The organism is Novosphingobium naphthalenivorans NBRC 102051 (assembly GCF_001590985.1).
GTDB lineage: Bacteria > Pseudomonadota > Alphaproteobacteria > Sphingomonadales > Sphingomonadaceae > Novosphingobium > Novosphingobium naphthalenivorans.
Genome location: NZ_BCTX01000082.1, coordinates 1 through 19,604 on the forward strand (window position 1 = coordinate 1; position 19,604 = coordinate 19,604).

The following is a 19,604-nucleotide window of genomic DNA, read 5'->3' on the forward strand; positions in this document are numbered from 1 at the left end:
AGGGTGCGCATTTCCAAATCGAACATCTTTTCAAACGCCCCCCTAAGGCAGTCGGAAAACTATTTTCCTGCGAGCTTAGATCAAAGAACAAGAGGTAAGGATATTAAACCACCCACCATACAAACGGAAAAAAAATGGCGGCCCTTTTGGGGCCGCCATTTTCTTAAACTTTCCGCCAGAACTTAGTTACTGGAGGAATTGTTGTCGTCCGCGATCGCAATCACGCCGCCGATGACAGCAGCGCCAGCGAGGACACCGACGATCACGCCCGGGGTAAGCTTGTTCGACTTCTTAGCCGAGGTCGAAGCCTTGACGCTTGCCACCTTGGCAACCGACAGCGGTGCAGCCGTGTTCGCCAGCGCCGGAGTGGCGAGCAGCGACGAAGCGGCAACTGCGGCCAACAGTTTGCTCATACGCATAAGTTAATGCTCCCTTGATTTAGAACTAAATCGTCTTTGTGATATCAACGATCTCGCACTTGCACAAGTTATTTATTGGCGCAGATCAAGGTGTTCGCCCAAGTGGCCGCAATTTCCGACGAACCGATGCGGAAAAAATGCGCTCCGGATCAGGCAGCTTCGGCATCGCGCAGGCAGCGTTCTTGGAGAATCCAGCGCTCTTTGCCTTCGAAGCCCATAGCGGTGAGCGCACCGCCGCTCCGGTACGCGCCTGTGTCGATTCCGATTCGGTGCCGCAGGTCGACCACCTGGTCGAAAACCGTGTGTCCGTGCACCACCACTTTCCCCGGCGCGCCGGCGCCCGACAGGAATTCTTCGCGAATCCAGCGAAGATCCTTGGGGCGCTGATCTTCCAGGGCAACTCCCGGCCGGATGCCGGCATGGACAAAGATGTAGTCCCCCTCGACGAACATGTCCTCGAACGATTCGAGGAACATGCGGTGCGCCGGCGGCACCACGGCCTGCAACATCCCGACCAGTGCCTCGTAATCAGCGGCGGCATAGGCTTCCGGCGTAATTCCGTAGCTGAGTATCGTCTCCCGGCCGCCGATGCGGTGAAAGAGGCGCAGCAGTTTCGCATCGCCATTCAGGGCCGCCAGGAAGACTTCTTCGTGATTCCCTAGTAGGAAGCGGGTCGCGGGCCGCTCCTTGCGCAGTGTCATCAGGCAGTCAATCACACCCGCCGATTCGGGACCGCGGTCGATCAGGTCGCCGAGGAAGATCAGGTCTCCCTGCACTCCGCCCCGCACCTCTTCGTCGTGCCGGATGCGCTCAAGCAGTCCCTCGAGAAGATCGAGACGGCCGTGAATGTCGCCGATCGCATAGATCCGGCGGCCTTCTGGAACCTTAGATACGGGAACAGCGCCTTTGGGACGCCGAGAGAAGAGTTTCGCAATCATTCGCGGGGCGCTACATTGCCTCTCATGAACCTGGATTGCCTGCCCATACGCAATGACCGCGATTTTGCAATTGCGAAGAGACGAAACGAAACAAAGAGACGCCACGGTGTCTTGTTCGCACTGGCCGCGGCATTCGCAGTTGCAGCAACAACCGGTCAGGCGAAGGCCGCCGATGACGAGGCTTTTGAATCCGTTCGGGCCGCAGACACGGTAATCGCCCGGATCGGATACCGCCTTGCCACGGCCAATGCATCGCTTTGCGATAGTCTCGAACCGGGGCTCGGGCTCGTCCTGCAGACACCGGAGCAATATGAACCCGGCTTGCGCGAGGAGGCCGTCCATCACTTCCACATGGACGGGCCGATCGGCGTGGAAGCCGTGCTTCCCGACTCTCCCGCCGCTGCCGCGGGAATCGAGGCCGACGATGTGCTTGTCAGCGCCGGATCCGTCCGGTTCGCCCCAGCCACCCCGGATGGCGGGGCCACGACGCAGGGCCTGATCCGCGCTAACGCCGCGCTTGCCGCCCTGCCCGCCAATGCCCCGATCGAGATCCATGGGCGGCGCAACGGTCAGGACTATGTGCGTACGGTCGATCCCGTCCCCGCCTGCCGCACGCGTTTCGAAATGCTGATCAGCAATAGCTACACCGCGCAATCGGACGGCGAAATGGTGCAGGCCAGCAGCCGCTTCTTTCAGGAATATCCCGAAGACCAGATCGCGGCCCTGCTCGCGCATGAATTCGCACACAATATCCTCCACCACCGGGAGCGCATGGAGGAAATAGGCCTTTCCTTCGGCATGTTGTCGGGCTTTGGCCGGAATGTCCGCTATTTCCGCGAAACCGAGCTGCAGGCAGACATCCTGTCGGTCTCACTGCTTGCGAATGCGGGCTACGATCCCGAGGCGATCGTGCGGTTCTGGCAGAAATTCGGCCCCTCCAAAGCCAGCGGGATCCTGCTCAGCCGGTCGCACCCCGCCTGGAAAGACCGCGTGGCGACAATCGAAAAGGCCATTGCCGATCTGGGCCAGACACGCCCGAACCGGCCCAAAGTGCTGGCCTCGCGCGACGAGCCTCTGGACGGGAACTGGCAAGCTCTGCTGGTGAGGGCGCGCTAAGGACGGACGCCCGCACGCCGGCGTCCGCGATCTGGTCAGCCGCCGTGCAGGCGGCTGCGGCGGTGGCCGTAGAGGGCATAGAGGACAAGCCCGGCCGTATTCCAGAACAGGCACCAGAGCTGGGTCCTGGCCGGAAGGCTAGTAAACAGGTAGAGACACCCCGCAACCGTGGCGGCGCCGACCCACAGGCCGAGCGGCGCGCGGAACGGACGGTGCATCTCCGGCGCCCGGAACCGCATGACCACGAGGCAGGTGCCGACAGCGATAAAGGCGATCAGCGTGCCGGCATTGGCCAGCGCGGCAATCTCGCCGATCGGCAGCACGCCGGCGAGCACGGCCACCAGCACCGCCGTCATCACGGTAATCCGCACAGGCGTGCCGCGCCCGGACAGGCGGGCAAGGCCGGCAGGCAGGAACCCGTCGCGCGCCATGACCAGGAAGATGCGGCTCTGGCCATAGAGGAAAGCGAGAATCACGGTCGGCAGCGCGATCACCGCCGCGATCGCGATCACGCGCGCCACGCCGGGGCGGCCCAGTTCGCGCAGGATCAGCGCCAGCGGCTCCGGGCTGTCGGCAAAGCGCGTGAAAGGCAGCGCGCCGACCGCAGCGGCGGCCACCAGTACATAGACCAGCGTGCAGATCAGCATGGACCCGACGATGCCGATGGCCAGGTCCCGCTCGGGCCGTTTGACTTCCTCGGCCGCGGTCGAGATCGCATCGAAACCGTAGAAGGCGAAGAAGATGATTGCCGCCGCCGCCATCACGCCGCGCTCGATGCCGTCCGGCCCCATGCTCTTGCCAAAGCCATAGGGCATGAACGGTTCGAGATGGGCCGTATCGAAATAGGGCAGCGCGACAGCGACGAAAGCCGCCAGCGTGACCATCTTGAGCACGACCAGCGCCGTGTTCACCCGCGCGCTTTCCCGCGTGCCGAGCATGAGCAGGCCAGCCACCACGGCAATGATGAAGACCGCCGGCAGATTGGCAACGCCGCCCAGTTCGGGGCCCTGGGTTAGCGCGGGCGGAAAGCCGATGCCGACAAGCAGGGCGCTGGCATAGCCCGACCAGCCCACGGCCACGGCCGAAACCACCAGCGAATATTCGAGAATGAGGCTCCAGCCGACGACCCAGGCGATCACCTCGCCCAGCACCATATAGCTGTAGCTGTAAGCACTGCCGGCCGCTGGCAGCATTGCCGCCAGTTCGGCATAGGCCAGTGCGGCGCAGGCGCAGATCGCGCCCGCGATGGCAAAGGAAATCAGCACGGCAGGCCCGGCCCGGTCGGCCCCGACGCCGATCAGCGTCAGAATGCCGGTGCCGACAATCGCGCCGACACCCAGCGCGATCAGGTGCGGCCAAGACAGACTGGCTACCATCCGCTCGTCCTGCCGTTCGGCAACGACCGGTTTCCGGCGCATCCAGCCCTTCATGCGCAACACGCCACAATGGCTGGCGCCGTGAACTGACAAACGGGGTGACAATCGGACAGGGGGACCAGCATTCGCGGAGACTAGGCCAGATCACGCCGGATTGTCGAGTTCGCGCCGCAGGGCCGCGTCAAATTGGCGTTGTCAGGAAACCCAGCAATTTTCCTTAACGACGCGAATGTTCGATTTAAGTGTGCACCCACTATCCCAAGACTGCGCAACTTGCCGCAACAGATATTGATGCTTGTGAAAACGGAAACACCGCTTGTGCTTGCCGGGGCCTGTCTCCTGCCCCGGCCGGTTCCCGCGGGAGACGGAGAGAGACTTATGCCGCAGCCCGATCGCCGGAAGCCGTGCAACCCCCGGAAAAGCGTGCCGGACGGGATTCGCAGGCTGCGCGCGCCAGGGCAAGCCGAACGGTTGCGTCCCATTCGTGCTTAACGCCGACAACCTGCCTGACGTTCTCGGTCTTGCCAGCGTCGGCGCAGAATTCATCCCACAGGGGGGCGTGGGGACCGCGCGGACCATCGATCCGCGCACCACTCACCTCGCTGCGCTTCCACTTCGCAGTGGCCCGGCAGCGGCATCCTGTGAAGCAAACGAATACCAGATTGGACTGAAAACATGCTCAGCTCGTTGAACATTCCGAAGAAGTTGGCGGTCGCGTTCGTCGCCATCAACCTCTCTGCGGCGGTCATGATGCTGGTCTTTGCCATCAACATCGCAATGATCAGCCGGTCCACCGGGCGGACCAATTTCCATCAGGACATCCACTCCAAGGCCCTCGCCCTGGAAACGCAGATTCTGCGCCAGAACAGCCAGATGCGCGGGTATCTGGTGACCGGGGACGACAGCTACCTCAAGTCGTACTATGAAGGACGCGACGAATACGACGCGACTTCGGCCGAGCTGGAAAACCTCCTGACCAATCCGGACATGAAGGAAAAGCTGCTCGAATCGCGCCGGGAAACGCTCAAGTGGCGCGCGGACTGGGGCGACAAGTCGATCGAGATGGTCAAGCAGGGCCATCTTCAGGAAGCTGCGGAACGCGTTCGCGACGCCGGCAAGAAGGCCCTCGTAAGCGCCGCCGTCCTCCCCCTGCGCGACTTGCGTGATTACGAAGAGGGGCAGCTTCTGGCAGAATCGGACGGGCAGTATGGCGCCATCACCACGGCCTGGATTGCACTGGCGATCGGCGGCCTTGCCCTCATCGGCGTCGCCGTGGCCCTGCAGCGCAAGCTGAGCCGCGACATCGCCCTTCCCATCGGCGAGCTCACCGAAACGATGGCGGCCCTTGCCGATGGCCGCAACGACATCTCCGTGCCGGGCACCGACCGCGTCGACGAACTGGGCAACATGGCCCGCGCCGTACTGATCTTCCGCGACGAGGCGATCGCCAAGATCGCCGCCGACAAGGACCGCGAAGCCGCCATGGCCGAAATCGGCGTCAAGCTGCATGACCTCTCGCAGTCCGACCTGCGGGCAAGGCTCAACAACCTGCCCGACGCGTTCTCGTCGGTCGCACGAGACTTCAACAACGCGCTGGACCAGCTCTGCTCGGTCATGGGCGCCGTGCGCGGCAGCATCAATTCGATCTCTACCGGCTCGTCCGAAATCCGGCAGGCGACCACCGATCTGTCGAACCGTTCCGAGGAACAGGCTGCACGCCTGCAGTCCTCCGCCGTGGCCATGGACGAGATCACCCGCAAGGTCGGCGAAAGCGCCGGGATCGTCGCCCAGGCCAGCAAGGCCATGAGCGAAGCCCGCGGCGAAGCCGAACAAGGCGGCGCGGTCGTGCAGCGCGCTATCGAGGCCATGCACGGCATCGATCAGGCCACCAAGGAAATCGCCGAGATCATCACCGTGATCGACGGCATCGCCTTCCAGACCAACCTGCTCGCGCTCAACGCAGGCGTCGAGGCCGCCCGCGCCGGCGATGCCGGCAAGGGCTTCGCGGTCGTCGCCTCGGAAGTGCGGGCCCTGGCCCAGCGCGCCGCCGATGCCGCCTCCGATGTCAAATCGCGCATCCTGGCTGCAACCAATCACGTCAACTCGGGCGTTGGCCTCGTCAACGACACCGGCGGCTCGCTCAACCGCATCATCGAGCGCGTCTCCAGCGTGAGCGAATCGATCGAAGCCATGGCCGAAGCCGCCGAGCAGCAGTCGAGCGGCCTGCTCAAGGTCAACGAGGCGATCAGCGCGATGGACGCGATGACCCAGCAGAACGCGGCCATGGTCGAAGAGACCACCGCCGCCACCGAAATGCTGGCCCGCGAAGCGCAGCAGCTGTTCGAGGCCTTCTCCACCTTCAAGGTCGACGACAGCCCGTCCTACCGCAAGGCCTCGCCGGCTCCCACAGCCGTATCCCGCCCGGCGCCGAGGCCGGTCCAGGCCCCGAAAGCCGCCGCCGCACCCCGCGTGGTCGGCAACCTCGCCGTACAGGCGAGCGAGGACGACTGGTCGGAATTCTGACCGGCCGGCTTACGCGCCAAACAAAAGAAAAGGGCCGCGCAGGCATGACTTGCGCGGCCCTTTTTGCCGTCTGGTGCCTACGTATAGGCAAACGCCGGACGTGAACGATTGTCTGTCGTCAGGGCGCGCTTGTCACATGCGGAATGGCAGGAATGTCTAGGGGAAGCTGTCTCTAACCTTTACTCCGTCGCAACCGATAACTGATTTCCTTCACTAGCTCCGGGTCATCTCGAAGGCGTAGCAAAGTGGCGCGTGCTTCAGGCTGTTTCGAACGCATCAAGTTTGACACTAGAGATAGCCGGGAACTGCCAATCGCTTGATCGGAAATCAGATCGATCAAAATATGCAAATCTCGGGGTCCGGCAATTTTGGAGATAGCCGCCATCAAGCCAATTACCGCAGGCTCCTTGAGAGCATGAGTTTTTAGCAACGGTATCAGGACCTTCCACACAATGGGCCGGGCGGACTTATGTCCGAACGCACGTCCAATCCATTCCAATAACGAAGCGCTGTAGGGCCGCCTCAGGTGGTCCAACAGAATTCGGTATATGCAATCGTCCAAGCTCGGCATGCCTACCAAGCGATCGACGCTAGCCACAAAAACGCCGTGCGCGGCAAGATCGTCAAGCAAGGGCTTCTGCTCCAGCTTGCGCTCTTCAGCGCGCTCAGCAAGCTCCTTGTCTTTCGCAGCTCGCTTGGCTTGATATGCTGCGTCAGCTTGAAGCCGCGACATTAGTTCTTGTGCAGTCATGCCCGTTTGCCGCTTCATACGCTGCACGTTAGCGTTTCGTTGAACGGCCGCAAAGTCGACGTGCCCAAAACGGCGGCTCTTGGAAGAAAACCGCAGTATGCGAACATCCGCGTGACCATCCAAACCTGGTCACGCAGCCCAAAGCCCAGCAGGAAAAGCGCTACGCCGAAGCGCAACTGTCGCCGGGCATCCCGAGCCAATCGATAGACGCGCCATAAGGGTGGCAGATGGCCAACGTGGCGCGCTCGCCGTCCTCTGAATCGCCGCACCAGTGGCTGAGAGTCAGCGAGACCTGCGTGCGCTCGCGGTCCCATTCCAGCCCCATCCGCGCCAGCGGACGGTCCGGCGTGGCCCGGCGGCCCGCGGCCCGGATTGTCTCGCGCGCGGCATGGAGATCGTCCTCGGGCAGGTACTGCATCACCATGGAGTGCTGAACCACCCGCACGGTGCCGGGGGCCTGTGGCCGGGCGAGGCGATCGGCAAGCCAGGACACCGCGTTCGCCCGGTCCACAACCGGCGCGGAATCGCGTGCCAGCAACATGGCCTGACGCAAACATTCGGAACGCTCCTCGTCGCCCGGCCAGACATAGGACATCAGGCGTTCGCGGGTATGCGGATCGTCGAGGCGCAGCGGCCGCAGGTCGACCCCGCGCGCGGCGGCAATCCGCACTTCGGCCTGCGGCGGCGGCGGGCCCTGCCACTGCGGCGCAAGCTGCAGCGGCGACCCCGGATCGCCGAACATCCGTCCGCCGAGATCGTGGGCATAGTGGTCCAGGAACAGGTTCAATCCGGCGCTGGCCCCGACTTCAAGCAATTCGAAAGGCAGGCCGTAGCGGCTCGCCAGCACGGCAAGCGCTGCCATGAAGGCGCTCGACCGGCGCACTTCGTTGGTCTGCGTGGGATGGCTCATCCAGACCAGCAAAGTGCGCTCACCCAATTCGAGCGCCTCCCCGATCGCGCGGTCGAAATCCTGGTGGCTGCCGGCATAGAGCGCGGAGAGGTCCGCAAAAGTGCCGCGCCGTGCCAGCGCGTGCAGTCCGGCATTGAGGCGCAGGGACATCGCACCGGCCGCCGGATCGCCGGGCCAGCCTGCAATCATCGCCTCCAGTGCCGGCGCGCGGGAAAGCTGGCGGCGCGCTGCAGCCAGAACCTCGCCCACGAAAGGCGAGCCCAGCGAGCGGGCAATCCCCGACTGGCGCAGCAGATAATCGCGCTTGTCGGAAAACACGGGGTCCGGGGAGGCCGAAGAAAAAGCGGGGTTCAGTGCTGCTCCGACTGGAACCGGATGGGTTTCCGGGGAGGCCATGGACACGCTTGAAACCCTCGCAAATACCTAAAGCGCCGGAATTTTCCGGACGACTGCGCCAGAGTAAGGATGTCTGGTTGATGCAATCCGGGCCAGTCTTTAGGCAAATGCCCTTATTTTCGGAGCTGGAAGCACCGATTTGTACGCAATCCCGGCATCCGGGCGAAAAATCGTGCCCAGACAATCCCGCAGACCCGGGCGTCACTATAATTGCCGCCGCGTTTACCGTCTTACCTGTTACCGCAGCTGGCTTTTTCAGAAGAAGATCCGGGTGCGGGTTCAGCCCATCGGGCTACCGGATTGCCGAAAGGCACGCTGAGCCGATGTGATTAACAATTTCAGGATAACGTGAAATGGCCCTGCACGATCCCGGCGAAATCCCGCCTGTGTTCCATCCCGGCGAACGCCGCTACCAGCGCGAACAGGTGGAAATGATGGCCCGGTTCCGCCGCGATCTGGCCAGCAGCACTGTCATGCTCAAGGACCTGACCCCGTTCGGCGCACGGATCGAGGGGATCGGCCAGCTGCAAACCGACGAGGCCGTCAGCCTTGCGCTGCCGGGGTGCCGCCCGGCCATCGCCTTCGTCGCCTGGGCGAACGAGCATTGCGCAGGCCTGGAGTTCGCCGAGCCGCTGGAAAACGGCGTTTTTACCGAACTCGTCACGCGCTACGGGCTCGGCCGCGATTCGGCGGCAGCGGCCTGACAGAGCGCTGCCGGCCGGCCTTCAGGCCACGGCCGGCTCCAGCATACGGATCGTGCCCGCATCGGCATCGATCTCGGCCATGACGCCGACCGGGATGCTCACTTGTGCGGCGATATGGCCGATCAGGGCCCCCTGAAAGGCTGGCACGCCGAGATCCGCGAACTGCCGGTCGAGCACTTCGTAGATCGTGAAATTGGAATAGCCGCCATCCGGGTTGGCGCAGTGCGTGCACTGGCCGAAGACCACGCCCGCGACCCTGCCCAGAATCCCGGCGAGCGCGAGTTGAGTGAGCATCCGGTCGATCCGGTATTCGGATTCGTTGGTATCCTCCAGAAACAGGATCGCGCCGGTGAAGTCCGGCAGATAGGGCGTGCCCGCCAGTGCCGAAAGCACTGTGAGATTGCCGCCGAGCAGCCGCCCGCGGGCCTTGCCGCCGCGGAACGTGCGCAGGGCCGGGCCTCGCCCTGACAGGTTGGGTCCATCGGAAGCGGGCACCGCATAAGTCGGCATGTCCGCTTCGAAAGCCAGCTTGCGGAAAGCCTCCCACGCCGCGGGCGGCCAGGACGCCGAAGCGTTGGGGCCATGGATGGAATGCACCCCGGTGCGCGCGGCAAAGGCCAGGTGCAGCGCAGTGTTGTCGCTGAACCCGGCATAGAGCTTGGGGTTGCGCGCGATCGCGGCAAAATCGAGGTAGGGCAGCAGCCGCGCCGAGCCCCAGCCGCCGCGCACCGCCATGATCCCGCGCACTTCGTCGTCCGTGAACATCGCCATCAGATCGCGCGCGCGGGTTTCATCCGTCCCGGCAAGATAACCCTCGCGCTCCAGCATATGTGGCGCAGGCCGGGGGATCAGGCCCATGGCGCGCACTGTCTTCTCGATTTCCGCCAGACCGAACCGGTCAGCAATGAAACCGGCGGGCGCGACCAGCCCCAGCACATCGCCTTCCCGCAGGCGCGGCGGCCGGACGGGACGGACCGGAGGCACCTTCGCCAGCGAAGCGGCGAGCGGTGAACCGGCAAGCGGAAGGGCAGCGGCACCGAGCGCCGCGACGGCCTGGCGTCGGGTAAACATCGGGAACAAACCTAGGGCCTGTTGAATTCGGCGCAAGCAGGTGCGCGATTATCTATACTCGACGCCGCACGTGCAAACCGCCATGGAAGAGCGATGACAGAAGAAGAAGAAAAGAACCTTTCCGAACGCCGTTTCTACAAAGCCGAACAGGAAGTCAGCTTCGCCGACCAGCAAGGCGGCACGCTGCAGACCGAGCACCCGGCCTACCAGCTGGCTTTCCGCGACACCGATTTCCTGCTGCGCGACGAGTTGCGCCCGGTGCGTTTCCAGCTTGAACTGCTCAAGACCGAAATGCTGCTGGAAGAAGCGCAGATCGGATCGACGCTGGTGTTCTACGGCTCGGCCCGCATCCCCTCGCCCGAAAAGTGCGAGAGCGTGCTGGCGGCTGCGCAGACCGACGAGGAGAAGGCCATCGCCGAACGGCTGGCCGAAAAAGCGAAGTACTACACCGAAGCCCGCAGGCTCGCCCACCTCGCCAGCCAGTGCTCGGTAGTGGAAAAGGGGATGCGCCAGTTCGTGGTCTGCTCGGGCGGCGGGCCCGGCATCATGGAAGCGGCCAACCGCGGCGCGAACGAAGTGGGCGCGGAATCGCTGGGCCTCAACATCGTGCTACCGCACGAGCAGGCGCCCAACCCTTACGTGACGCCGCGCCTCTCGTTCCAGTTCCACTACTTCGCGCTGCGCAAGATGCACTTCCTGCTGCGCGCGCGCGGCGTCGCCGTGTTCCCCGGCGGCTTCGGCACGCTCGACGAACTGCTGGAACTGCTCACCCTGATCCAGACCGGCAAGATGCGCCGCATCCCGGTGCTGCTCTACGGCCGGGAGTTCTGGGACCGCATAGTCAATTTCGAAGCGCTGGCCGAGGAAGGCACGATCAACCGCCGCGACCTCGACCTGTTCCACTGGTGCGAGACGGCGGAAGACGGCTGGAAAGTGATCCGCGAATTCTACGATCTCGACTGCGGGTAAGACCTAACGGACCGCCTGATGCCCCATCGGCCCGTGCCCGGCTCCGAAGCCGGGCGCGGCCTTGAGCGCGGCGCGGACGAATTCACGCCCACGTACAATGGCATCCTCCAGCGGCAGGCCCGCCCCCAGACCGGTCGCGATCGCGCTCGACAGGGTGCAGCCGGTGCCGTGATTGTGCCGGGTTTCGATGCGCGGGGCGCGCCAGACCACGGGTTCGCGGCCGGGCACGACGAGCCGGTCCTCGACGCTCTCGCCGTCTGCATCACCGCCCTTGGCAAGATAAGTGACACCGCGCGCCGCCATGGCCAGATCACTGCCCAACGCTTCGAGTTCGGGAACGTTCGGCGTGGTCAGCGTGGCCAGAACCATCAGCCGCGCGAACGCCGCCACGGTATCGGCATCGGCCAGAACCGCGCCGCTGGTGGCCACCATGACCGGATCGAACACGACCGGCACATCAAGCGTTTCCAGCCGGTCCGCCACAACATGGGCAATGGCAGGCGAGCCGAGCATCCCGATCTTCACCGCATCCACGCCGATGTCGGACAGGCAGGCCTCGATCTGCGCCGCCACCATCTCGGGCGAAAGTGCCTCGACCATGGTGACGCCCAGGGTGTTCTGCGCCGTGATCGCGGTAATCGCGGTCATGGCGTAGCCGCCGAGCATGGTGATCGTCTTGATGTCGGCCTGAATGCCGGCACCGCCCGAACTGTCGGACCCGGCGATGGAGAGAATGCGGGGGGGTTGCATGGGCGGCACGCCAGGTTGCGCAAGCATCCTTCGACAAGCTCAGGATGGGCGGGGATAGATTTACAAGCCCCCTAGCCGCTCGTGCTGAGCTTGTCGAAGCACGTTTGCCGCGACATCATTCCTTGTAATGCCGCACTTTCGAAGGCGGATGCGCATCGTGGTGCTTTTTCGCCCGCGTCGGCCGGTCGGTCAGTTCGCCGCCGCAGTTGGGGCACATGTCGTCCAGATCCTCGGCGCATTCGGCGCAGAATGTGCATTCAAAGCTGCAGATGAAGGCACCGGGGGCCTCGGCGGGCAAATCGGTGCCGCAGCGTTCGCAATCGGGGCGCATTTCCAGAGCCATTACGCGGCGGCCTCCTCTACAGCCTGACAGATCGAGGCCACGGCAGCCTCCACTTCGCCGGCATCGTCGCCTTCGGCCATGACGCGGATGACCGGTTCGGTGCCTGAGGGGCGGATCACCAGCCGCCCCTTGCCATCGAGCGAAGCCTCGGCATCGGCAATCGCGGCTTTCACGCTCTGCTCTTCCAGCGGCTTGCCACCGGAGAAGCGCACGTTGCGCAGCAGTTGCGGCACCGGATCGAACAGATGCAGCAGCTCGCTCGCCCGCTTGCCCGACTGGACCAGCGCGGCCAGCACCTGCAGCGCCGCCACGGTGCCGTCGCCGGTGGTCGCATGATCGAGCAGGATCATGTGGCCCGACTGCTCGCCGCCCACATTGAACCCGCCCTGCCGCATCCGTTCGAGCACATGGCGGTCGCCCACCTTGGTCCGTTCGAGCGTCAGCCCCTGCCCTTGCAGGAACCGCTCAAGCCCGAGGTTCGACATGACCGTCGCCACCACGCCGCCGCCGCGCAGCTGCCCGCGCGCGGCAAGCTGGGTGCCGATCAGCGCCATGATCTGGTCGCCATCGACGACCTGGCCTTTCTCGTCGACCACGATCAGCCGGTCAGCATCGCCATCAAGCGCGATGCCGATGTCCGCGCCGGAGGAGACCACCGTCTCCTGCAGCAGGTCGACATGAGTCGAGCCGCAGCGGTCGTTGATATTCTTGCCATTGGGGCTGACGCCGACCGCAATGACTTCCGCGCCAAGTTCCCAGAAGGCGGACGGAGCCACCTGATAGGCCGCACCATTGGCGCAATCGACCGCGATCTTGAGCCCGTCGAGCCGGACCGTCGATGGCAGCGAGGCCTTCACGGCGTGGATATAGCGCCCGCGCGCGTCCTCGATACGCCGCGCCCGGCCGATATCGGGAGCGTCGGCCAGCGGCAGATCCTGCGCCAGCATGGCCTCGATCGCCAGTTCGTCCTCATCGGACAGCTTGAAGCCGTCGGGGCCGAACAGCTTGATGCCATTGTCCTCATAGGGGTTGTGGCTGGCCGAGATCATCACGCCCACATCGGCGCGCAACTCGCGCGTCATCAGGGCAATGGCCGGGGTCGGCAAGGGGCCGGTCAGCACCACGTCCATGCCGACGCTGGTAAAACCCGCCACCAGCGCGTTTTCCAGCATATAACCGGACAGACGCGTGTCCTTGCCGATCACCACCCGGTGGCGGTGGGTGCCGCGCAGGAACCGGGTGCCGGCCGCCTGGCCGACTTTCATGGCGGTGGCGGCGGTCATCGCGCCCTGGTTGGTACGGCCGCGAATGCCGTCGGTGCCGAAGAACTGCTTGGTCATGACACCGCTCTATACCCTCAACCCTTTCTGGCAAATTGCTATGTGGTGACAGGCTGGTAATGTGCCGTGTTTCGGCACTTCAAGGGATCGCATGACAGAGAGCAGCAGCAGCGCCACGCGCCTACCAGAAATCCGCGTGCCGGGTATGCTCACATTGGCCGGACTGGTTGCCGGGCTGATCCTGGGCGCCGCGCTCCGGGGCACGGCGGTGCTCGACCCCCTGCTCGCCATTGCCGGGCCGCTCGGCGCCTTCTGGCTCAAGGCCCTGAAGATGACGATCCTGCCGCTGGTGATCGGCCTGATGTTCACCGGCATCGTCGAAACCGCCGCCGCCGCGAACGCGGGCGCCATGGCGAAGCGGACACTGGGGCTGATCGTCGGGACACTGGCCGCCAGCACCGTGGTGGGCGGCGTGATGATGCCGCTGCTGATCCGGCTGTTTCCGGCCCCCGCCATCGCCATGCCCGCGAATGCGGCCGAGACGGCAGGCACGGCCCTGCCCGGCCTCGGCGATTTTCTCGCCTCGCTGGTGCCGTCCAATGTGGTTTCGGCCGCTGCCGAGGACGCGATGCTGCCGGTGATCATCTTCGTCGCGCTGTTCGCGCTGGCGACCACACGGCTGGCCGAAGCCCCGCGCCGCCATCTCGCGCTGCTGTTCGAGGGGCTCGCAGGCGCGATGATCGTGGTGATCGGCTGGGTACTCGTGGCCGCCCCGCTCGGCGTCTTCGCGCTCGGCCTGTCGCTGGCGGCCAGCAGCGGCCTTTCGGCGATCGGCGCCCTGGCGCACTACATCGTGCTGGTCGCCTCGCTGGGCGCGGTGTTCCTGCTGTGCGGCTATCCGCTGGCGGTACTGGGCGGACGCAAGCGCCTCGGCGCTTACGCGCGCGCGGTGCTGCCCGCGCAAGTGGTAGCGATCTCGACGCAAAGCTCGCTCGCCAGCCTGCCGGCCATGCTCGCCTCGTGCCGCGAACTGGGCGTGCGCGCGGCGACCGCTGAATTCGTCCTGCCGCTGGCCGTCACCCTGTTCCGCGCGACAAGCCCGGCGATGAACATGGGCGTGGTGATCTACGCCGCGACGCTGTCCGGCCACCACCTGACGCCGCTGGCCATCGCCGCCGGCGGCGTGGTCGCCTTCGTGACCACCTTCGGCACGGTTTCGCTGCCCGGCACGATCAGCTTCATCGCCTCGACTGGCCCGATCGCGGCCGCCATGGGCGTGCCGCTCTGGCCGCTGGGCATTCTGGTCGCGGTGGAAATGCTGCCCGACATCATGCGCACCGTGGGCAACGTGACCATGGACGTGGCCGTGACGAGCGCGGTGGATGCGGGAGTGGACGGCGCCGCTCTGGACAGCGCTGAACCGTAACCTTGCCGCTCAGCCTTGCGGCATGGAGCCCGGGCGAAGGTACGCGAACATGTGCGGCACGTAGTCCGCCTTGCCCAGTTCGATGTTCCGGCTGCGCAGGATCGCATAAGCCGTGATCAGGTGGAAATAGAACTGCGGCAGGGCCCAGTCGCGCACATACTCTTTGCCGGTCATGTCGAACGCCAGCCCGCCCGGCAGTTCCAACGCAAGCGGCGCCGATGCACCGGCATCGAGCCCATCCGGCTCGACGCCCTCCAGCCAGGCGAGCGCCTCGGCAATGCGGGCCTGCGCATCGGCAAGCGTTCCCGGCTGCTCGCCGGCATTGCGCCCTTCCTCCGCCAGACGGCCAAGCGTTTCGGGCAGGGCCTCGCCCCGCAGGCGGAACGCGGCTTCCTGCGCCTGCAGGCATACGAAGCGGATCTGGGTGGCCAGCGGATACATGTCGGGCGCAAGCCGTTCGGACAGCAACGCTTCGGCCTGCGCGCCGGAAACTTGCGCCTGCGCTTTCTCCAGCCAGCCGGACAGCGCCCGCAGCATCTGCGCGTAAGTGGGAACCAGCAATGGCGTCGGGGTCATAGCATCTCCTGCGGATCGGGCATGGCGGAGGGCCGGGAAAAACCTCCGGCGCCAACCCCTCACTCTTCCAGTTCGATGTCCCAGTAGAGCCAGTCGCGCCAGGTTTCGTGGAGGTAGTTGGGCGGAAAGCCCTTGCCGCGTTCCTGCAATTGCCAGTTGGTCGGGCGGATCGGCTGGACCAGCGGCGGCATGTTCGCCTGCTTGGGCGTGCGGCCGCCCTTCTTGAGATTGCAGGGCCCGCAGGCGGTCAGGATGTTTTCCCAGCTCGTCTTGCCGCCAAGCCGGCGCGGGACCACGTGGTCGAACGTGAGATTGTGCGGGCTGCCGCAATACTGGCAGGAGAAGCGGTCGCGCAGGAACAGGTTGAAGCGGGTGAAAGCCGGAAACTCGCTGGGCTTCACATACTGGCGCAGCGCGATCACCGAAGGGATCTGCATCGTCCAGTTGGGTGAGTGAACCGCGCGGTCATAGCTGGAAACAATGTCGACCCGTTCGAGCACCACCGCCTTGATCGCGGTCTGCCAGGGCCAGAGGCTGAGGGGGTAGTAGGAAAGCGGGGTGTAATCCGCGTTCAGCACCAAGGCAGGACAGTCTGAAAGACTTCGGGAGGGGTCATCCTCCGCGCTGCGGAACCGGGCCGCGCGCTCGATCAGCTCCGACTTGAGCATGGCCTCCTGTCGCAGGCCGCCATTGCGGTTTGATGGCAATGTGGTTTGGAACTGGGCATGAGTGCATATGCAGCATTTGCACGAGTCGACGTCAAGCAGGCATTGTTGCAACACGCTGACAATCCACAGCCGCGCACGCCGGCTTGCAGCACTGGCGCAGCGCGGTAAGCAGTCCCGGTCATGATCGTGACCCGCTTCGCCCCCAGCCCCAATGGCCCGCTGCACCTCGGCCATGCCTATGCCGCCGTGATCGCCCACGATCTGGCGCGGGAAAGGGGCGGCCTCTTCCGCCTGCGGATCGAGGACATCGACGGCGAGCGCAGCCGCGCCGAATTCGTCGAGGAATTCTTCCGCGATCTCGAATGGCTGGGCCTGAACTGGGATGGCGAGGCCGCCTTCCAGTCGCAGCGTCTCGCCAGCTATGCCGAAGCGGGAGAGCGGCTGAAAGCCATGGGCCTGCTCTACCCCTGCCGCTGCACCCGGGCAGAGATCGCCGCCGCGGCAACCGCGATGGGGCCGGACGGGCCGATCTATCCCGGCACCTGCCGCCACCGGGACGTGGACGGCGAAGGCGCGGCCTGGCGCCTTGACGTCACCCGGGCCATGGCTCTTGCCGGGCCGCTCGAATGGATGGACGAACGGGCCGGACCGCAAGCCGCCACGCCGCAGATCTTCGGCGACGTGGTGCTGCTGCGCAAGGACCTGCCGGCCAGCTATCACCTTGCCGCCACGCTCGACGATGCGGCGGACGTGATCACGCTGGTGACGCGCGGGATGGACCTGTTTCCGGCCAGCCACGTCCACCGCCTGCTGCAGGCGCTGTTGGGGCTGCCGGTGCCGGTCTGGCATCATCACGGTTTGCTGGTGGAAGCGGACGGGAAGAAGCTCGCCAAGCGGCGCGGCTCGCCATCGCTCGGCGACCGGCGGCGGGCCGGAGAAGATGGCCGCGCCATCGCCGATGCCCTGCGCGCGGGCCGCTTCCCCGCCGGCATTTCGCTATCTGGCATTTCGCTGTCATAAGGCTTACATCAAGTTTCATGACTTATCTTCTTGTCCCCATCATCGTCGTGCTGATGATCATGGTCGTCGTCAGCCTGGTGCGCGGCATTGCCGCTTTCATCAACAGCACCAAGGAAGACCTCAACCGCGATCCCAGCATGACCGGGCCGACACCGAACCAGGTGCTGCAGAACAAGATGATGTTCAACCGCATCAAGTATCAGGCGGCCGCCGTCCTCGTCTGCGCCATCCTGCTGGCGATGACCCGGTAGTAGGGACACTTTGGTTTCTCGTTCGTGTCTAGCGAAGTCGAGACACATCGAGCGTGGCGCCAGCGTGTCTCGACTTCGCTCGACACGAACGGGACGGATTGGTTGAAAGCCTGAAGAGATGGTCCGGCTGAACAAGATCTACACGCGCACCGGCGACGACGGCACCACCGGCCTTGTCGACGGATCGCGCCTGCCCAAGCACGCTGCCCGCATGGAAGCGATCGGCGCAGTGGACGAAGCGAACAGCGCGATCGGCCTTGCCGTCTGCGCGCTCCCCGGTTCCCCCCACGCCGCAACGCTGACGCGCATCCAGAACGACCTGTTCGACCTGGGCGCCGATCTCGCCACGCCGGGCGAGGATTTCACGCCGGGCGAAATGACGCTGCGCATCGTGAGCGCGCAGGCCGAATGGCTCGAAACCGCCATCGATGCGATCAACGAGGACCTGCAGCCACTCAGGAGTTTCATCCTGCCCGGCGGCAGCGAAGCTGCCGCGCGCGTCCACGTGGCCCGCGCCGCCGCGCGCCGCGCCGAGCGCAAGGCTACGGCCCTCACGGCCTCCGAGCCGGTAAACCCGGCGGCTCTCGCCTATATCAACCGGCTCAGCGACTACCTCTTCGTCCTCGCCCGGGCGGTCAATGCCAACGGTGCAGACGACGTACTTTGGGTGCCCGGCCAAAATCGCTAGAGTCAAATCGCTAGCTTTCCAGGCCGGGCGCGAGCCGCTAGGCCCCGCGCAAATTCGGACTATCGAGGGAGTGTAGCATGGAGACAGTCGGTATCATCGGCGCAGGCATCATGGGCTCGGGCATCGCCCAGACCGTGGCGGGCAAGGGTATGGACGTCATGCTGACGGACGTCAGCCTGGAAAACGCCGAAAAGGGCAAGGCGGGGATCGCCAAGAGCCTGGCAAGGCTCGTCGCCAAGGAAAAGATGACGCAGGCCGACGCCGACGCGCTGCTCGCCCGCATCACGCCTGCCGGCGACTATGCCGGTCTTTCGGACTGCGACCTCATCATCGAAGCAGCCACCGAGCGCGAGGACATCAAGGCAAAGATCTTCGAGGCTGCGGGCAAGGTCCTCAAGCAGGGCGCGATCATGGCGTCGAACACCAGCTCGATCCCGATCACCCGCATGGCGGCCCAGTCGCCCGACCCCACGCGCTTCTGCGGGCTGCACTTCTTCAATCCGGTGCCGGTCATGGGCCTTGTGGAAGTGATCCCCGGCCTTGCCACCTCGCAGGACACCATCGATCGCATGAAGGCCTTCGGCGAAGCCCTTGGCAAGACCGTGGTGCTGGCCGGCGACGCGCCGGGCTTCGTGGTCAACCGCATCCTGTGTCCGATGCTGAACGAGGCGATCTTCGTGCTGGGCGAAGGCCTTGCCTCGGTGGAAGACATCGATGCCGGAATGCGGCTGGGCGCCAACCATCCGATGGGCCCGCTCACGCTGGCCGATTTCGTGGGCCTCGATACGCTCTACGAAATCATGAAGGTCTTCCTCGCGACCACCGGCGATCCCAAGTACCGCCCCGCCCCGCTGCTGCAGAAGTATGTCGAGGCCGGCTGGTACGGCCGCAAGACCGGCAAGGGCTTCTACGACTACTCGGGCGAGACGCCGGTCCCGAGCCGCTGAGCTTTTTGCTGCACTCAAGCATTTACCAGTCAGGCGGAATCATCTGACAACTCGGGAAATGCGGCAAACCGCTAACCAAAACGCCCATCGGCTTTCGCAAGCCGGTGGGCGTTTTGGTGGAACTGCAAACCCTGCTGCGCCGTTATCCGGTCGAAGGAGAATTCCGATGACCAAGCGCGACGACGACCCTGCTCCCGAAACCGTCAACGCCGAGCAGCAGGATGCCGAAATGCAGTCCCAGTCCGTGGCCCGGGACGCCATGCTCCGGTCCACCTCGGCGCTTGGCCTCGGTCAGAGCAAAAAGCCGTCGAGCGGCCTGGATCCCGCGTCCGAACAGGATTTGGTCGATCATATGATCCAGATGGACACCAGCGGCACCATCGACATGAGCGCCTATAGCGGCGAGGAAACGATGGACGACCTCGAAAACCGCTACGGCCGCGACGGCGTGGCCGACGAAGATCTGGCGGACGACGACAGCT

The 19,604-nt window shown here is 64.8% G+C and carries 21 protein-coding genes; 10 read left to right on the forward strand and 11 right to left on the reverse strand.

Translation table 11 applies throughout. From position 1 onward, the window contains the following. Positions 1–182: 182 nt before the first annotated feature. Positions 183–413, reverse strand: coding sequence for a hypothetical protein (locus tag NN5_RS20405; RefSeq protein ID WP_067737577.1), 231 nt, complete (start codon positions 411–413; stop codon positions 183–185). A gap of 155 nt (positions 414–568) precedes the next feature. Next, positions 569–1,357 (reverse strand): metallophosphoesterase family protein, encoded by a 789-nt coding sequence (locus NN5_RS20410; RefSeq protein ID WP_067737580.1) that lies wholly within the window; start codon positions 1,355–1,357, stop codon positions 569–571. A gap of 111 nt (positions 1,358–1,468) precedes the next feature. Between NN5_RS20410 and NN5_RS20415 the strand changes: the two genes are divergently transcribed. Continuing rightward, positions 1,469–2,473 carry a M48 family metallopeptidase gene (locus tag NN5_RS20415; protein ID WP_067737583.1) on the forward strand — a complete coding sequence of 335 codons (1,005 nt, stop codon included), beginning with the start codon at positions 1,469–1,471 and terminating at the stop codon, positions 2,471–2,473. Positions 2,474–2,508: 35 nt separating this feature from the next. On the opposite strand, the gene NN5_RS20420 is transcribed toward NN5_RS20415, so the two are convergent. Continuing rightward, positions 2,509–3,903 (reverse strand): amino acid permease, encoded by a 1,395-nt coding sequence (locus NN5_RS20420; RefSeq protein WP_067737586.1) that lies wholly within the window; start codon positions 3,901–3,903, stop codon positions 2,509–2,511. A 621-nt stretch (positions 3,904–4,524) separates the two neighbouring features. Between NN5_RS20420 and NN5_RS20425 the strand changes: the two genes are divergently transcribed. Continuing rightward, the gene (locus NN5_RS20425) at positions 4,525–6,372 is read left to right on the forward strand and encodes a methyl-accepting chemotaxis protein (RefSeq protein WP_245656631.1); all 1,848 of its coding nucleotides are present in this window, start codon (positions 4,525–4,527) and stop codon (positions 6,370–6,372) included. 172 nt (positions 6,373–6,544) lie between these two features. Here the strand turns inward: NN5_RS20425 and NN5_RS20430 are convergent, their stop codons facing one another. Both NN5_RS20430 and NN5_RS20435 read right to left on the reverse strand, forming a co-directional pair. After that, entirely contained in the window at positions 6,545–7,141 is a 597-nt protein-coding gene (locus tag NN5_RS20430) for a hypothetical protein (RefSeq protein ID WP_067737589.1), read from the reverse strand. 142 nt (positions 7,142–7,283) lie between these two features. Beyond that, entirely contained in the window at positions 7,284–8,351 is a 1,068-nt protein-coding gene (locus NN5_RS20435; protein WP_067737591.1) for a DUF2332 domain-containing protein, read from the reverse strand. A gap of 431 nt (positions 8,352–8,782) precedes the next feature. Between NN5_RS20435 and NN5_RS20440 the strand changes: the two genes are divergently transcribed. Next, positions 8,783–9,133, forward strand: a complete 351-nt coding sequence (locus tag NN5_RS20440) for a hypothetical protein (RefSeq protein WP_067737594.1) — start codon at positions 8,783–8,785, stop codon at positions 9,131–9,133. A 21-nt stretch (positions 9,134–9,154) separates the two neighbouring features. On the opposite strand, the gene NN5_RS20445 is transcribed toward NN5_RS20440, so the two are convergent. Then, positions 9,155–10,204 (reverse strand): S66 peptidase family protein, encoded by a 1,050-nt coding sequence (locus NN5_RS20445; RefSeq protein WP_067737596.1) that lies wholly within the window; start codon positions 10,202–10,204, stop codon positions 9,155–9,157. Between the two features lie 93 nt (positions 10,205–10,297). Between NN5_RS20445 and NN5_RS20450 the strand changes: the two genes are divergently transcribed. Beyond that, positions 10,298–11,173: an LOG family protein gene (locus tag NN5_RS20450; RefSeq protein WP_067737598.1), complete on the forward strand. Its 876-nt coding sequence runs from the start codon at positions 10,298–10,300 to the stop codon at positions 11,171–11,173. 3 nt (positions 11,174–11,176) lie between these two features. On the opposite strand, the gene thiD is transcribed toward NN5_RS20450, so the two are convergent. From thiD to glmM, 3 genes are all read right to left on the reverse strand, one after another. Beyond that, the gene (gene thiD / locus NN5_RS20455; protein ID WP_067737601.1) at positions 11,177–11,923 is read right to left on the reverse strand and encodes a bifunctional hydroxymethylpyrimidine kinase/phosphomethylpyrimidine kinase; all 747 of its coding nucleotides are present in this window, start codon (positions 11,921–11,923) and stop codon (positions 11,177–11,179) included. 115 nt (positions 11,924–12,038) lie between these two features. Further along, complete coding sequence (locus tag NN5_RS20460) at positions 12,039–12,266, reverse strand: DUF1272 domain-containing protein (RefSeq protein ID WP_067737604.1); 228 nt, start codon at positions 12,264–12,266, stop codon at positions 12,039–12,041. Next, the gene (gene glmM / locus NN5_RS20465) at positions 12,266–13,606 is read right to left on the reverse strand and encodes a phosphoglucosamine mutase (RefSeq protein WP_067737607.1); all 1,341 of its coding nucleotides are present in this window, start codon (positions 13,604–13,606) and stop codon (positions 12,266–12,268) included. The genes NN5_RS20460 and glmM overlap by 1 nt, the downstream gene beginning before the upstream one ends. 91 nt (positions 13,607–13,697) lie before the next feature. On the opposite strand from glmM, the gene NN5_RS20470 reads away from it, so the two are divergent. Further along, positions 13,698–14,972 (forward strand): dicarboxylate/amino acid:cation symporter, encoded by a 1,275-nt coding sequence (locus tag NN5_RS20470; RefSeq protein WP_067737610.1) that lies wholly within the window; start codon positions 13,698–13,700, stop codon positions 14,970–14,972. A gap of 9 nt (positions 14,973–14,981) precedes the next feature. Here NN5_RS20470 and NN5_RS20475 read toward each other — a convergent pair whose 3' ends face one another. Next, on the reverse strand, positions 14,982–15,548 hold the full coding sequence (locus NN5_RS20475; RefSeq protein ID WP_067737613.1) for a DUF1993 domain-containing protein: 567 nt from the start codon (positions 15,546–15,548) through the stop codon (positions 14,982–14,984). Between the two features lie 59 nt (positions 15,549–15,607). Further along, complete coding sequence (locus NN5_RS20480) at positions 15,608–16,216, reverse strand: HNH endonuclease (RefSeq protein WP_067737615.1); 609 nt, start codon at positions 16,214–16,216, stop codon at positions 15,608–15,610. Between the two features lie 180 nt (positions 16,217–16,396). Between NN5_RS20480 and gluQRS the strand changes: the two genes are divergently transcribed. The 5 genes from gluQRS to NN5_RS20505 form a co-directional block, all read left to right on the forward strand. Next, entirely contained in the window at positions 16,397–17,236 is an 840-nt protein-coding gene (gene gluQRS / locus NN5_RS20485) for a tRNA glutamyl-Q(34) synthetase GluQRS (protein WP_067737616.1), read from the forward strand. Positions 17,237–17,253: 17 nt separating this feature from the next. Further along, on the forward strand, positions 17,254–17,487 hold the full coding sequence (locus NN5_RS20490) for a hypothetical protein (protein ID WP_067737617.1): 234 nt from the start codon (positions 17,254–17,256) through the stop codon (positions 17,485–17,487). Between the two features lie 118 nt (positions 17,488–17,605). Next, on the forward strand, positions 17,606–18,175 hold the full coding sequence (locus NN5_RS20495; RefSeq protein WP_067737618.1) for a cob(I)yrinic acid a,c-diamide adenosyltransferase: 570 nt from the start codon (positions 17,606–17,608) through the stop codon (positions 18,173–18,175). Positions 18,176–18,252: 77 nt separating this feature from the next. Further along, positions 18,253–19,122 (forward strand): 3-hydroxyacyl-CoA dehydrogenase NAD-binding domain-containing protein, encoded by an 870-nt coding sequence (locus tag NN5_RS20500; protein WP_067737620.1) that lies wholly within the window; start codon positions 18,253–18,255, stop codon positions 19,120–19,122. Between the two features lie 166 nt (positions 19,123–19,288). Further along, positions 19,289–19,604 (forward strand): hypothetical protein (locus tag NN5_RS20505; RefSeq protein WP_067737623.1); only part of this gene is annotated, 316 nt, incomplete at its 3' end.